This window comes from Streptomyces sp. NPDC041796 (assembly GCF_055590785.1).
Window position 1 is genome coordinate 81,288 of sequence record NZ_JBVJAH010000017.1, and the last position, 13,820, is coordinate 95,107.

Annotated in this window: 10 protein-coding genes and 5 pseudogenes; 9 read left to right on the top strand and 6 right to left on the bottom strand. The window is 70.1% G+C overall.

The features are described from left to right. Positions 1–398: 398 nt before the first annotated feature. Both ACZ6C1_RS29050 and ACZ6C1_RS29055 read right to left on the bottom strand, forming a co-directional pair. On the bottom strand, positions 399–521 hold the full coding sequence (locus ACZ6C1_RS29050) for a hypothetical protein (RefSeq protein ID WP_469244872.1): 123 nt from the start codon (positions 519–521) through the stop codon (positions 399–401). Between the two features lie 310 nt (positions 522–831). Then, positions 832–1,284, bottom strand: a pseudogene (locus tag ACZ6C1_RS29055) (hypothetical protein); the annotation flags it as partial. Positions 1,285–1,688: 404 nt separating this feature from the next. Between ACZ6C1_RS29055 and ACZ6C1_RS29060 the strand changes: the two are divergent. The 3 genes and pseudogenes from ACZ6C1_RS29060 to ACZ6C1_RS29070 all read left to right on the top strand — a co-directional run. After that, positions 1,689–1,844 (top strand): annotated as a pseudogene (locus ACZ6C1_RS29060) (IS21-like element helper ATPase IstB); the annotation flags it as partial. A gap of 6 nt (positions 1,845–1,850) precedes the next feature. Beyond that, positions 1,851–1,988: pseudogene (locus tag ACZ6C1_RS29065) on the top strand (IS21-like element helper ATPase IstB); the annotation flags it as partial. Between the two features lie 709 nt (positions 1,989–2,697). Then, positions 2,698–2,850 (top strand): hypothetical protein, encoded by a 153-nt coding sequence (locus ACZ6C1_RS29070; protein ID WP_469244785.1) that lies wholly within the window; start codon positions 2,698–2,700, stop codon positions 2,848–2,850. 421 nt (positions 2,851–3,271) lie between these two features. Here ACZ6C1_RS29070 and ACZ6C1_RS29075 read toward each other — a convergent pair whose 3' ends face one another. Then, positions 3,272–3,670: a hypothetical protein gene (locus tag ACZ6C1_RS29075; RefSeq protein ID WP_469244787.1), complete on the bottom strand. Its 399-nt coding sequence runs from the start codon at positions 3,668–3,670 to the stop codon at positions 3,272–3,274. Between the two features lie 291 nt (positions 3,671–3,961). On the opposite strand from ACZ6C1_RS29075, the pseudogene ACZ6C1_RS29080 reads away from it, so the two are divergent. Next, a pseudogene (locus tag ACZ6C1_RS29080) lies at positions 3,962–4,231 on the top strand (serine hydrolase domain-containing protein); the annotation flags it as partial. 41 nt (positions 4,232–4,272) lie between these two features. On the opposite strand, the gene fusA reads toward ACZ6C1_RS29080, so the two are convergent. Further along, on the bottom strand, positions 4,273–6,399 hold the full coding sequence (gene fusA, locus ACZ6C1_RS29085) for an elongation factor G (protein WP_469244789.1): 2,127 nt from the start codon (positions 6,397–6,399) through the stop codon (positions 4,273–4,275). Between the two features lie 549 nt (positions 6,400–6,948). On the opposite strand from fusA, the gene ACZ6C1_RS29090 reads away from it, so the two are divergent. Further along, complete coding sequence (locus ACZ6C1_RS29090; protein ID WP_469244791.1) at positions 6,949–7,518, top strand: heme-binding beta-barrel domain-containing protein; 570 nt, start codon at positions 6,949–6,951, stop codon at positions 7,516–7,518. Between the two features lie 87 nt (positions 7,519–7,605). On the opposite strand, the gene ACZ6C1_RS29095 is transcribed toward ACZ6C1_RS29090, so the two are convergent. After that, positions 7,606–8,010 (bottom strand): DUF6336 family protein, encoded by a 405-nt coding sequence (locus tag ACZ6C1_RS29095; protein ID WP_469244793.1) that lies wholly within the window; start codon positions 8,008–8,010, stop codon positions 7,606–7,608. A gap of 391 nt (positions 8,011–8,401) precedes the next feature. On the opposite strand from ACZ6C1_RS29095, the gene ACZ6C1_RS29100 reads away from it, so the two are divergent. Further along, entirely contained in the window at positions 8,402–9,832 is a 1,431-nt protein-coding gene (locus tag ACZ6C1_RS29100; RefSeq protein ID WP_469244795.1) for a hypothetical protein, read from the top strand. Positions 9,833–10,073: 241 nt separating this feature from the next. On the opposite strand, the pseudogene ACZ6C1_RS29105 reads toward ACZ6C1_RS29100, so the two are convergent. Then, a pseudogene (locus ACZ6C1_RS29105) lies at positions 10,074–10,232 on the bottom strand (WD40 repeat domain-containing protein); the annotation flags it as partial. A gap of 1,131 nt (positions 10,233–11,363) precedes the next feature. On the opposite strand from ACZ6C1_RS29105, the gene ACZ6C1_RS29110 reads away from it, so the two are divergent. The 3 genes from ACZ6C1_RS29110 to ACZ6C1_RS29120 all read left to right on the top strand — a co-directional run bounded on the left by ACZ6C1_RS29110 (position 11,364) and on the right by ACZ6C1_RS29120 (position 13,745). After that, positions 11,364–11,471: a keywimysin-related RiPP gene (locus ACZ6C1_RS29110; RefSeq protein ID WP_344420958.1), complete on the top strand. Its 108-nt coding sequence runs from the start codon at positions 11,364–11,366 to the stop codon at positions 11,469–11,471. A 148-nt stretch (positions 11,472–11,619) separates the two neighbouring features. Further along, on the top strand, positions 11,620–13,491 hold the full coding sequence (locus ACZ6C1_RS29115; RefSeq protein ID WP_469244797.1) for an asparagine synthase-related protein: 1,872 nt from the start codon (positions 11,620–11,622) through the stop codon (positions 13,489–13,491). Continuing rightward, positions 13,488–13,745: a lasso peptide biosynthesis PqqD family chaperone gene (locus ACZ6C1_RS29120; RefSeq protein WP_399426515.1), complete on the top strand. Its 258-nt coding sequence runs from the start codon at positions 13,488–13,490 to the stop codon at positions 13,743–13,745. Before ACZ6C1_RS29115 ends, ACZ6C1_RS29120 begins: the two co-directional genes overlap by 4 nt. Positions 13,746–13,820 lie beyond the last annotated feature (75 nt).

Below are 13,820 nucleotides of genomic sequence, written 5' to 3' on the forward strand. Positions count from 1 at the left end.
TCCACTTTGGAAAGTGGTGTGGCGAGTTGTTCACTACCGAGGACTGCGAAGCCCGCGTCCGTGAAAGCATGAGCCCACGGGGGCCGGGCGAGGAACTCCTCTCCGTACCAGTCCCGACGCGTCCGGGCGAAGGCGATCCAAGGGTGATGAGCGTGACACAGGACGACGTTCTCGCTTGCTCGTATGACGGTCGTTGCGGTGTGGAAGGTCCGGGGGTATGCCTGTTCCTCCACTCACGTCTGAGCAGTGCGCCCGGACGGTCTTGAGCTGTAGTTGTTCGGTCTCGGTGAGGGGCGCCGGACGGCGGAGGATCCCTCCGGCGACGGTCCGAGGCGAGGGCGGCCGGGCGGTTACCGGTGGGGTGGAGTGCGCTTGTCATGCCGGTGGGCGCGGCCGCGCTAGCAGCAGCCCCCGAGTGGCAGGTTCTCCTCCCACAGCTTCCAGGCGTTGGTGCAGCTCTCGTTCCAGCGGTCGTCCAGGCAGGGCTTGTAGTCGTCGAGGACAGAGGCCGGTTTTGCCACTGACCGGTGAACAGCTCTTCTGGTGTTGCGACGTCGTCAGCTGCTTGACGGTGCGGTAGGTCGTCCCGAGCTGCCGCTGTACCGAGCGCCGGCTGTGCCCCGCCTTCAGCAGGGCGTGGACGGCGGCGTGCCGGGCCAGGGTCCGATCGGCGAATCGGTGTTCGTGCGGCCAAGGAGAACCGGACGAGTCCGCGGCTGGAACGGCCTCGGGATCGGGTCCAGGGCCAGCGGCCATGGGGACCAGAGCGCGGAGGCAGCGACGGTGCTGGGCAACGCTCCGCTCGGCAGTCTCGCGCAGGTTGTGCCAGAGATGCCACCGGCCTGCGACCTGGACGACTTGCGAAGCACCGGCGCTTGAGCCCTCGGCGAAGAATGGCGACCGGTCCCGGCACATGACCTCGACTCCGGGCCGATCGGCGAGCCACGCCGCCAGGCTCGATGGTCCCCTGTCGGGCAGTAGGTCGACAGGACGACGGGTTTCGACGTCGACGAGAACGGTGCCGAAGTGGCGGCCCTTGGGGGTGGCGTACTTGTCAGCGCCGACTACACGCGGGGCGGGCACCTCCGGCCCGGGAAGAGCGTTGAAGGTGCAGAACGGTGCTCCGGCTGATGGAGCCCCCGGAGCACGGAGCTCAGCCGACCGCCGGCCCCCGGCCCGCCAGGGCAAGACCGACCGAGGCCATCGTCGAGCGCACCCGCTTGGTCCCCTGACCACGGACGGGTCAGGCCGGTTATCCGCTCGACGCAGGTCCGGCGTGCGCACCCGGGGTTACCGCAGGTGAACCGACAGACCCTCAGCCGAAGAACATCGCTTTGTCCGACGCTCGACACATCAGCGGGAAACCGCAGTTAGGGACCATGAACCCGGTTCGTCCAGACCTCGCACGCCGGGCAAGTAGCACCGTTCGCAGTGCCTTCGGCGTCGAGGCTCGCACTATCTCAATGCTCAAGTCCACCGACAGCACCACGACGTCCGTGATCGACGGGAACAACAGGTCTTGCAACGGGGCACATCTCGTCCACGCCCCGAACTGTCATGCCAACCGCCGTGACCGCGGCCTATTCTGAGGACACTTCACATACTGCCCGGAGAATCGCAGCCGTCACTGAGCGTGGCTGCGTCACAGAACTGGGCCAGAACCCCTAGAGATGAACGAAGCCCAGTTCCAGTACGTCCTGGCGACGAAGCTGGTCAACGAGCTGGTCGAAGCTGCCGACGAGAAGCAGCTGACCAAGACCATCGCCCGCCAAAGCCGCGTCGACCTGCTCTGCATCGACGAGCTCGGCGTGGAACCCGACCGCCGCGGCGCCGAACTTCTCTTCCTGGTCACCTTCACAGACCCCAGGCTCTGCGCTGTGATTGTCGATCGCCTTGCCTTCGGCGGCAACATCATCGAGACAGGAACCGATTTCTCCCATCTCGCCACCACTCGAGCCCGCGCCGAACAACAGCTGGCCACGAGCTGACCTGGGCGCACAGGGATCCGTGAGCATCCTCAGCGCTCACGGATCCTTGACCACCACCAGCCGCCCACCGTGAAGGCGTTCACCGGCCCAGGGTTCGGCAGAGTGCGACGCTCGAACTCATCGTCGATACGAGCAATCAACCGGCCGAGTCGCTCCGGGCACCGCGAGGGAGGTGAAGCATGACCTCTTCCAGATCATCTCGGGCATACTCGATCTCCAGTCCGGGCTGCCAGACCTGAGACGCGTTCAGATAACGGCCTGGTTGCCTGAACGCCCACTCGAAACGGGCGAGCGCCTCAGCAACTGCGCCAGGCCACATCCGCTCATCCTCGACGCGGCGGACAGCTGCGCGAGTCCTCGCGGTGACGTCAGGGATCCGCCGAACTACAACGTGTCTGCGAGGCCGCCATCGCTCGGCGCGGACGGCCTTCGGGCGCCTACGCGGCATCGCCCTTTCTGATCAGCAGCATGCCGCCATCCTGCCACGAACCCATCTGGCTTCGCACACAGAATCGAGCCCCGCCGCCCAGGGGTGCTCCTACTTCTCGGTTCTGGCACAGATCTCGGGGAGCCGTCGCGGAGTGTTACCTCGGTGGTCGATTACGAGGGTCTGGCTCCCGCGAGACGGCGTACGCCATGTCGCTGACAGCCGGAAGTGACGCTGCCTCAGGTTCTGCCCGTTCGCCGCTGTGGTCGGCGATGGGCAGTGATGGTGCTGGTCACGCAGACCAACGCCCTGTTCTGGAGCCCGCTGGCGTTCGAGGAGATCACCGATGTGGAGGTCGAGGCGGCTACAGCCGTGTTCGGCACGGTCGAAACGGTATCGAGAGGACGTGCAGGCGGCGCTTCATGTCCAAACTGAGGCCGCTTCTTGGGCCGAGTCCACGACCGCTATCAGCGCAGGCTGAGGGCCTTCCTCTGGCTGACCAGGGCTGCGTGATTCTGCTGAAGGTCCGACGCTTCATCTGTGGGTCGACGGACTGCCTACGCCGGACCTTCGCCGAGCCGTTCTCCCGGCTGACTGTCCGGTACTCACGGTTCACCACGCGGCTCAACCGCGCCCTGGAACGGGTGGGGCTCGTCCCGGCGGGGGGCCGGCGCTCTGCCCTGGGTAAAACCGGTGCTCAAGCCCCTCATCAGCGGTCCGTCGATGCCTCCGGACCCGGTGACACCATCCCCCGGATCATCAACAACAAGGGGGAAGTCATGCCGGACCTGAAGGCCGGAGGCCCCACTGCGGAGCCTCGAAAATGGTAACCGGCAGAGGAGGAAGACCTCTATGGTCAGACCCGGTATGGCCACACACCGACGCTGTCCCGTCCGACGCGGACCTCCACCCACGTTCCGTCGACCGCAGCCGGTGGCGGTGGGTCGGCGAGATCGAAGAGGATGTGCGCGTCGGCGACTTGGAGGGAGGCCGCCCCGTCACCGGTCAGGCCGAGTCGGCCCCGAAGCACGATCCGGTCCCCTTCCTCGCCCAATGCGGGCGAGGCCGCACCGGCAGACGTCGTGTTGCCTGCCCAGACCATGTCCTCGTCGACGGTCCACTCGACATGATGCACGCGGCCCACATCACGCGAGTCGCCCCGCCAGAGCACCGCGACGGTGCCCGCCCGTGTATTCACCCGGACGGTCACGGGCCCCGCCGAGGCCTGCCTCGCTGCTTCCACCTTGACCAACACACCGCGATCATCCAGGGGGGTAGCCCCATCCGCAATGCCCCAACCACCTGGCCGGGTTGGCCGTGGGCGATGCGGTCGGGGGTGCCCACCTCCGCGCCGTTGACCCGAGGATCAGCCCTGTGGTCAGCGTTCGGCGTCACTCTCCCCGCGGGGCCGCGACCGGCTCCTCGGAATTCCTGGGCGCCACCCGTATGAAGCAGCGAGCCGCACGTACTACCGCCTTACTCGCTCCGGTCCTTGCCGCAGCCGTAGGAGCGGCGCTCGTTCCTTTGGGGACTCCGCTGAGCGGCTGCCAGGACGGCCCAGGACGGCGAGGGGACGTGGTTCGGCGCGGTGGGTTACGCGGACACTGCCACAGGCCGCGAGCGTTCGGCCGCCGACCGCCTCACGGGGCCGGCAACACGAAGACGTTCGTCGCGACCGTCCTGCTCCAGCCTGGAGTCGGAAGGGCGACTGAGCCTGGACGACACCGTCGAAAAGTGGCTGCCGATACTGGTACAGGGCAACGGATACGACGGCAGGAAGATCACTCTACTTCAGCTCCTCAATCACACCTCCGGGTGGAGCCGGCTCGCCTGACAACAGGCGGGCCGGCCCTCGGTCTACCGCGTCAGCAGCGCGTGGGAGACCGCCGCCGGCACGGGAGCGTAGCCCGCCGGCCGGGTGGTGAAGGTTCCCCGGCCGTGTGTTCGGCTGCGCAGCCGGGTCGCGTAGCCGAACAGTTCGGCCAGCGGCACGGTCGCGGTGATCACCACTGTGCCGGCCCGGGTCGATGAGCCCGACACCCGGCCGCGCCGTGCCGCCAGGTCCCCGAGCACGCCGCCCACGGCTTCGCCGGGAACGGCGACCGTGACCTCGGCCACCGGCTCCAGGAGCGCGAGCTGAGCGGCACGCAACGCCTCTCGCAGAGCGAATCGGCCCGCGGTGCGGAACGCCATCTCCGAGGAGTCCTGGGGATGGGTGGCCCCGTCCGTCAGCGTCACCCGCAGTCCGGTCACCGGGTGCCCACCGAGCGGACCCTCGTCCAGGGCGTCCCGGCAACCGGCCTCCACCGCACGGACGTACTCCTGCGGAACCCGGCCCCCGACAACCGTCGACCGGAACGCGAACCCCTTCACCCGGCCATCGTCGCCGCCGTCCGCAGCCTCGGCGCCCGTGCCTTCGAGCGCCGCGTCCAGCGGCTCGACATCGAGGACCACATGGGCGAACTGACCGGCGCCACCGTCCTGCTTGACGTGCCGATACACCAGTCCCAAGACCCCGCGGAGGACGGTCTCACGGTAGGCCACGCGCGGACGGCCGAGGGTGAGGTCGAGCCCCTGGTCGCGACGGATCTTCTCCACCGCCACTTCCAGATGCAGCTCACCCATCCCCGACAGCACCGTCTGGCCGGTCTCGGGATCGGTCCGTACGACCAGAGAAGGGTCTTCCTCCACCAGCCTGGCCAGCGCGGACGCCAGCCGGCCGGTGTCGGGACTCCTCCGCGCCTCGACCGCCACGGAGACGACCGGGTCGGCCGTGCTGGGCGGTTCGAGCGCCAGCGGCGCCGCCGGATCGCACAGGGTGGTCCCCGGGCGTGCGGCCTTCAGGCCGGTCACGGCGACGATGTCCCCGGCCACCGCACGGTCCACCTCCTCGTGCCGGTCGGCCTGGACCCGTAGGATCCGCCCGATCCGCTCGGTGCGCCCCACGCCCGTGTTCAGCACGGCCTCTCCTCTCCGGACCGTTCCGGCGTACACGCGCATGTAGGTGAGTCGGCTCGTCGCGGTCGCACTCACCTTGAAGGCCAGTGCGGCCAACGGTGCCTCCGGGTCGGCCGCCCGCTCCTCAACCGTGCCACCCGACGTACCCCGTACCGCCGGTACGTCGAGAGGCGAGGGCAGGTACGCCACCACGGCCTCCAACAGCGGCTCGATGCCGCGGTTGCGGTAGGCCGACCCACACAGCACCACCACACCGTCGCCGTCGCGCGTGAGGTCGCGCAGTGCCAGGTCGAGCGTGTCTGCCGAGAGCGTCGACTCCGTACAGAATTCCTCCAGCGCGAGCGGGTGGAGCTCCGCCACCGTCACCTCCAGCAGACGGCGCCGTCGGTGCGCCTCTTCCCGCAGTGCGTCCGGCACCGGGCCCTCCTCGGCCGTGTCGCGGTCCGCGTCCCAGACGAACGCGCGTATGCGCACGAGGTCCACGACTCCGGTGAAATCCGCCTCCCGCCCGATCGGCAGCTGCGCCACCAACGGGACCGTGCCCAGCCGCGTACGGATCGACTCGACCGCCCGGTCGAGGTCGGCACCGGCGCGGTCCAGCTTGTTGACGAAGGCGATGCGCGGCACTGCCAGCCGGTCGGCCTGACGCCACACCGCCTCGCTCTGCGGCTCCACGCCCGCGACGGCGTCGAACACCGCGACGGCACCGTCGAGGACCCGCAGCGAGCGGACCACCTCGTCCGAGAAGTCGACGTGGCCCGGCGTGTCGATCAGGTTGAGCCGGTGGCCGTCCCAAGTACAGCTCACCGCTGCGGCGAAAATCGTGATGCCACGATCACGCTCCTGCGGGTCGAAGTCGGTGACGGTCGTCCCCTCGTGGACCTCACCACGCTTGTGGGTGGCGCCGGTGACGTACAGGATCCGTTCGGTGAGGGTGGTCTTGCCCGCGTCGACGTGAGCGAGGATGCCGAGGTTGCGGACGCCGGAGAGCGAAGGGATGGCAGACGGCGGAAGGTTGGTACGCACGGCCCGAAGCCTTTCGGTGTGTTCGAGATCAGGGCAGCGCGATTCCCGGGCGAACGCGGCCTGAGGAAGGCCGGAAGAGTCCCTGAGCGGATCACCCTGTCAGGCTGGAATGGCCTGATGGGGCGCGGTGGGTCCTGACAGTCGGCTGCCAGGACCGGTACAGGGAGAGGTCAGATGCTCGTCACGGGCAACCGGCGACGGCCGCGCAGCCGGCGCCGGGCGGACGGAGACACGAGGATCACGTCGAACCGGGACCGGGGAGCGGCGACGACAACACCACGGCAACGCATGGTCGGGCTCCCCTCGGCTGTCTCGTTCACGGCATGCGCGCCGAGATCCGATGTCAGCGCGTTACGCCGAGCGTAGTGATCCCGACCCGGCGCGGCACCTGGATTTCCCACGCCGAGACGCCCCGCCGTGCCCCGGCAACCACCCGCTTCGGGGCCTCCCTTCATACAGCGGTGGTACGAAGGGTTCAGCTCACGGCGCCGGACGGACCGACGCCCTGGGCTGCCGAACCGGTACCGTCCCGACCCAGGAGGACACCGCATGTCCCGCGACCAACCGCCCTCGAACCCGCACCCGCACCAGTACCCGCACCCGTACCCCGACGCCTTCCGTCCGGACGAAGAGCCCGCGCCACACGCACTGCTCGCGCCCGTGACCGGACTCCTGGGCACCTGGGTCGGCCGGGGGAGCGGCGGATACCCCACGCTCTCGAAGGAGTTCACGTACGCACAGGAGGTCACCTTCAGCCACGACGGGCGTCCCTTCCTCTGCTACGAGGCGCGCGCCTGGCTGCTCGACGCGGACGGGGCTCCCTTGCGGCCGTCGGCGCGGGAGAGCGGCTGGTGGCGGCTGCAGCCCGACGGGCGCGTGGAGGCGCTGATCACCCAGCCCACCGGCATCGCGGAGATTTCGGTCGGCCGTGCGGGTGACGGCACGGTCGACCTCACCACCCATGAGGTGACCCTCGCACCCACGGCCAAGGAGGTCGACGCCACCCGCCGCCGCTACGTCCTGACCGACGAGGACACTCTCGACTTCACCCATGACCTCTCCGCGGTCGGTCAGCCGCTGCAGCACCATCTTTCGGCACGGCTTCGACGTTCGACGTAGCGGCGGAAGCCACACCGCCGTGTCACCGGGCGTACGTGCGCCGCTCGTGGGCCGGAGGGCCGAGCGCGGCGCTGCCCCTGCGTGGGGTCAGCTGCCGTAGAGCCAGCTGTCGTACCCGGCGCTGTCCACCGCGTGGTACAGCCCGACGGCGCCGGGGAAGAGCACGAGGGCCAGCACACCGAGCCGTAGCACAACCGGGGCCGCGACGGTGACGCTCTCGGTCTGGCCCTTGACGGTGCGCCAGTCGCGGCAGCGCCGTATGTCACCCCCGCAGGTCCACCAGAAGAGGAGACCGAACACCATGCCGACCGCGGCCAAGGAGGCGGCGAACCCACCGACGACGGCGAGGAACGTCATCCGGTCGTGATGGTCGGCCACGAACAGCGAGGCGACCCCCAGGAGGGGAACGGCGACAACCCCGTACAGGGCCCCGCGCGCCACCACGTCCCGGAATCGGAGAAGGGGCTGTGCGATCTCGTCCTGGGCATTCATGCGCCGCACGGTAGCCCAGCCCTCCGGGCGTTCTCGAATCCGCCCGGCGATCCGGTGTTGGCGCCCGAAGTGCGTCCCGCCGGCGCTGTCGTACGTCCCGCCCGCGCTGTCATGCGCCGGGAATCGGTGGGCGTGCTGTGGTCGGCCCGCACGTACGGCGCGCCGCGGTCCACCGTGGCCACCGCGCTGGAAGCAGTGCCGCCCGGAGGGCGGTCGACAACCCGCCAATTGCCCAGGAGACCGGCCAACTCCCGGGCAGGTAACCGGGGTCGAGTCCTGCGCCCGTCGGCGGGCATGGCATGATCCGACTGCTGTTACTGGCAAGTAGGTACATGCGGTGACAGCAGCCAACCCCCCTCATGCACATCGCTCATCGCCGGAGGACACCCCCGTGCGCACTCACACCAGGAAACTCCTGGTACCCACGCTGATCTCCCTCGCCCTTGCGGCGAGCGGATGCTCTGCCACACCCGCCGACACCGCCACCACCACCGACGGAGTGGCATCCGCCGCCACCCCGGCCGCGACCCCGGCCGCCGTGGGGGAGGGAAGTGAACGGCTCGACGTCACACCGGCACCGCGGGACACGCCCACCGCCGTGGCACGACCGGCGGCCGAAGGCAGCACCGGCACCCGCAAGAGCACCTTCAAGGTCGCCGGTTACGACCGGCGGACCCGGCACGCGGTCATCGCCACCCCGTCCGCCCCCTCGCCGGCCCCGACGCCCGGGCGGTCCGCCGAGCCCGGCGCCGAAGACCCGGTCAAGACGGGCGACATCATCGCCAGCGCCCCGGCGCCCGGCGCCCCCGAGGGCCTCCTCGTCCAGGTGACGAAGGTCGTGCGCACCACGGACGAGGGAACCGAGGTCGCCACCGAGCCCGCGACGCTCAGCGCGCTGCTCGCCGACGACAAGGCCGACGGCCGGATACCCGTGGACCCGGCGAGCGTCGACGTCGAACCCTTGGTGAAGGGCGTGAAGTTCTCCTGGGCCAAGCCCGGCGGTATCCGCTTCGGTCCCCAGGGGGCGAAGGTTCCGGTCGGCCGGCTCCGCCTCGACGTCGGCACCTCGCTCGCCACCGCCGACGACGCGCCCGTCTCGGCCGCCGCATCCGTCTCCGGTTTCGTCCAACTGGCACCCGAGGTGGAGTTCTCCTACGACGGCAGCGCCCATGGGCAGGCGGGCAAGCCCGGACCCGGCTCGGCGTTCCTCGGCATGTCCGGCGACTGGTCCGCCCAGTGGGCGGTGAAGGGCCGCGCGGCCGCCCGGACATCCCAGCGCATCCCGCTCGCCAAGCTGCACGCCGACCCCGTGGTGCAGGTCGGCCCCGTGCCCGTCGTCGTCAACCTCGACCTCACCGTCTACCTCCAGGTCGAGGCCGACGGCCGCGTCACCCTCGACGTGCGGCAGGTCACCAAGGGCGACTTCCGCGTAGGCGGCGGCTACACACCCGGCACGGGCTGGGCCCCGGTCAGCATCTCCGACGTGACGAGCACCCCCATGACTGCCACGGTCACGGCAGCCGGCCGGGCGAGGACCGCCCTGGGGGCCGAGGCGTCCGTCGGCCTGTACGGCATGGCCGGCGTCACCGCCGACTTCGCCCCGTACCTGCGTGCCGAGGGCGAGGCCCAGGCCTCCGCCTCCACGGACGGTGCCACGGCCCTGACCGGTGCCTGGGCGCTCCACGGCGGCTTCGACCTGAGCGGCAACCTTCAGCTCCAGCTCTCGGTCTTCGGCACCCCCCTCTTCCAGAAACGCATCCCCCTGGGCGCCCTCCATCGCGAATGGCCCCTCGCGAGCGGCCGGGTGAAGCAGACCACCTGACCCGCACCTGCCGTTCGTGCGGCCGCCGCACGAACGGCAGGCCCAGCTCCGCACGTGCCGGCTTCACGTGCGGAGCTCGAAGAAGTACACCCCGCGCTCTCCGGCCCCGGCCAGGGTGGCGGCTGTCGGAGGCCCACGCGCAGGCGATCAGCGGGCCTTCCGCGCGTGCGAGGGTGACGACCCGCTCGTCGAGCCGGGACCAGCTCCGCACCGTGGCGTCAGTGCCGACGGTGGCGAGCCAGGTCCCGTCCGGCGAAATCACCACAGAGCTCACCCCACGCGTCTGCCGGGGCAGCATGGCGATGCGGTCGCTGCTGCCTCGGTCCCAGATCCGCCTGCCGCTGTTGCTGCCGGCGGTCACCAGCCAGGTACCGTCCGGCGCAATGGCCACCGAGCGCACCCAGTAGGCGTCCGGAGCCAGTGTGGCGGTGCAGGTGCCACGCGTCCGGTCCCGGATGTGGTCGGTGATGCCGAGCAGGACCGGGGAGTACGCGCCGAAGCCGTCGCTTTCTGCCGTGCTTCAGTGCACACAGGGGTGCGCCGGTGGCGCGCCGGGGCTGCACCCTGTCTACGCCCTCTCCGCCGTGCCCGAGAGCGTGGCCCAGCCCGGATCGTTCCGATCCACTGCCTACCGGTATCGACCGTCCATCGGGCTCTCTTCCCCTCTGGCATGAATTGTCTTGCCTGGCTCGACCAGCGCACCGACGATCCGGCTGTGATCACCACGCCCACAGCGGGCTTACCTCTCTTGCCCCTGTCGACGATTACACGCGATTTCCGGGTTCCGGTGCGCGCGTCGTGGGATCGCCTTGTGTTGCACGATGTCGGCCCATGCGGGGACGGGGCAGGTGTGGACGTCGCCGAGTGCGAGGCGGAGGGGGCCGAGGGGGCGGTGGCCGAGGCTGGGGCGGAGGTCTTTGACGGCGAGGGCCGGGGCGGCGAGGTAGACGGTCTTCTGTCCTTTCGAGAAGCCCCGTACGCGTTTCCCTCCGCTTCCTCCATGTAATCGGCGCGTAAGGGCGCAGTGAACATCTGGTGTTCCAGCCGGATGCACGCGGTGTTCTTCTCCTGCGGCCGGCGAGGCGTACGTCGTGTTTTCTGTGAGCCGGACACATGCAAGTGCGCATTCCAGGACGGCGGGGGACAGGTTGGCCGGATCGACTTCCTCCAGACACGACCCAACGGTCCGTCACCGCACGTCAGGCCAGGGAGACGGCCGGAAACTGCGCCGCCGTGGCCCGCCGCACGTGTCTCGAAACGCGCGTGCCCGCCGAAAGTGGCATCGCTCATACCCCGATTGCTCAGGATTATCACCGATGCTCGGGCCGCTTATGCAACACGCAGGTGAAGCACGCACGGAATACTGCGGAAGCGCCTTGCCGAATGGCTTGTGTGCGCCGTTGCCGGGAGGAAATGCGCGCACCTAGCTTTGTGCACTGCGTCGGCGAGACCCGCTCGATCGTGCCGGGGGCGTCGGCTCAGTACGGAAACAGCACGAGTCCTGTTCATCCCACGACGAAAGGGTATGACGATGGCCTACGAGCGTCCCACTCTCACCAAGGTCGGCGACTTCCAGAAGGTCACCGGACTGGCCGGCAAGGGCAGCCCCGACCTGCTGGGCGGCCACAGCCTGCTTTGATCCGGCTCGCCCATCGGCCCCGGGCGCTCTGAACACCGACGGTACGTCCTGGGGCACGTCGGGTCCGGAGTGTGGGCGGCGTACCGCGCCGCCCACACTCGTCCCTCGTACCGCTGCTGGAACCGCATCGACCAAGAGAGGCCTGTGCATGGCGACCGGTACGTCACTGCCCCCGGGGGCGAGTTGGTTCCTGGTCCTTCCGGACACCGACGCCGTCGCGGGCCTGGCCGCGCAGGTCAGCTCAGGTGCGGTGCAGGAGATCCGGCATGCTTCGGGCCGGCCCTGGCTGTTGGGGTGCTGGCCGGAGGCCAGCGTGACGACGGCGGTCTGCGGACGGACCCGGTTGTGCGTGCTGGGACAGCACGCGGTGACAAAGCGGGAAGCGGCGCGTGCGGCCGGCGCCGGATCCCCCGAGGCGGCCGAGCGGCTCGCCCGTACCTGGCCCGGCAGTCACCATCTGCTCGCCAGTTTCGACGGCGAAACCCTGGCCCTCGGCACCGTCACCGGCGTACGCAGCCTCTTCGTGGCGTCGGCTCGCGGCGCGGGCGGCGCGTGCGTCGCGGCCGACCGCGCCGACGTCCTGGCCGGCCTGGTCGACGCGGAGCTGGACGAGGGCCGGCTGGCCGTCCACCTGCTCAGCCCCGGGATCCTCCACCCCCTGACGGCACAGACGGTGTGGCGCGGCGTCGATGTGGTGCCCGGCGACCACCGCCTGACGCTCGACCGCGACGGGCGCGCCCGTACGAGTCGGCACTGGTCGCCGCCGCCGGCCGAGCTGTCGCTGGCCGACGGTGCCCGGATGGTCCGCGACAGGCTGGCCGACGCGGTCGCCGTACGCGTCGCGGGCGGCGGACCGGTCACCGCCGACCTGGGCGGGGTGGACTCCACCGCGGTGGTCTGCACCGCGGCCCGCCAAGGAGTGAAGATCGTCGCCTACACGGCCGCCGTCCACGATGTCCTCGGCGACGACGTCACCTACGCGCAGCGCACGGCGGAGGCGCTCGACTCGCTGGAACACCACGTGGTGCCCGCTACCGCCGTACCCCTGACCTTCGACGGCGTGCACGAACTCGACGACTCGCTCGACACCCCGTCGCTGTACTCCGTCAACCGCCACCGGCGCATGTACATCATCGAGCGGGCCGCGGAGCGTGGCTCCTCGCTGCACTTGAGCGGGATGGGCGGGGACGAACTCTTCAGCGGCGCCAGCGCTCATGTCCACGGCCTGCTGCGCCGGCATCCTCGTACGGGCTTGCGGCACACCCGCGGCTTCGTCACGAGGCACCGGTGGTCGCGCCGGACGGCATTGCGGCAGTTGCTCGACGGCCGCTCCTACGGGGCCTGGCTGGGCCAGGTGGCCCGCGACCTCACGCTGCCCCAACCGCCCATGTCGGTACCCCTCTTCGAGTGGGGCATCCCGCCACGGCTGCCCCCCTGGGCCACCGGCCGGGCCGTCGAGGCCGTGCGGGACCTCATCCGTACGGAGGCCCTGCGGGCGGAGCCGCTCGGCAGCGGACACGGTGTGCACCGCGAGCTGGCCACGATGCGCACCCTCGCCCGCTTCGCCCGGCACGTACAGCAGATGTCCGAGCCCCTGGGCATCACCTTCGCCTCGCCCTACTACGACGACCTCCTGGTCGAGGCGGCGCTCGCGGTCCGCCCCCAGGAGCGTGTGACCCCCTGGCGGTACAAGCCGCTGATCGAGGAGGCCATGCGGGGCGTCGTACCCGACGCCAGCCGTCGGCGGACCACCAAGGCCCACGCGGCCTTCGAAGAGGAAACCGGGCTGCGCAAGCACCGCTCCTCATTGCTCGCCCTGTGGAACGACGCCCGTCTGCACGGCCTGGGACTCATCGATGTGGAGGCCGTCCGTGCGTGGTGCCGCCGACCACTCGCCGCGGACCTGGAGAGCGCGTTGCTGCACGCCACGGTCGGCTGCGAGGTCTGGCTGCGTTCCCAGGAGAATTCCGCCGGCCGAAGGGGCCGGCCCCGAACCGACACAGGAGGCATCCCCGCATGACGATGACCCTGCGCCCCGGCGTGGTGACGGCCGACACCGAGTACGGGATGGCCCTGCTCGACCAGAGCAGCGGCGAATACTACACCCTGAACCCCACTGCCGCCGTCATCGTGCGCGCCCTGCTCGACGGCACCACCACCGACCAGGCGGTGACCGCGCTCACCGGCCAGTACGACGTGAGCGCCGAGCAGGTCGAGGAGGACATCGCCCGCATTCTGCAGGAGCTGCGCGACGCCCGGCTGCTGACGGGGTGAGTCCTGGCGCGTCCCGGCACGCGCCTCGTCGCCGTCAGGCCGCCCGGCGTTCTCGCGAGAGCTGCCCGGCCCGGC

Excerpts from the sequence above, each read along its gene's own strand:
- ACZ6C1_RS29070 (WP_469244785.1), top strand. The coding sequence starts at position 2,698 with ATGGTGCTGGTCACGCAGACCAACGCCCTGTTCTGGAGCCCGCTGGCG.
- ACZ6C1_RS29090 (WP_469244791.1), top strand. The coding sequence starts at position 6,949 with ATGTCCCGCGACCAACCGCCCTCGAACCCGCACCCGCACCAGTACCCG.
- ACZ6C1_RS29095 (WP_469244793.1), bottom strand. The coding sequence starts at position 8,010 with ATGAATGCCCAGGACGAGATCGCACAGCCCCTTCTCCGATTCCGGGAC.
- ACZ6C1_RS29110 (WP_344420958.1), top strand. The coding sequence starts at position 11,364 with ATGGCCTACGAGCGTCCCACTCTCACCAAGGTCGGCGACTTCCAGAAG.
- ACZ6C1_RS29115 (WP_469244797.1), top strand. The coding sequence starts at position 11,620 with ATGGCGACCGGTACGTCACTGCCCCCGGGGGCGAGTTGGTTCCTGGTC.
- ACZ6C1_RS29120 (WP_399426515.1), top strand. The coding sequence starts at position 13,488 with ATGACGATGACCCTGCGCCCCGGCGTGGTGACGGCCGACACCGAGTAC.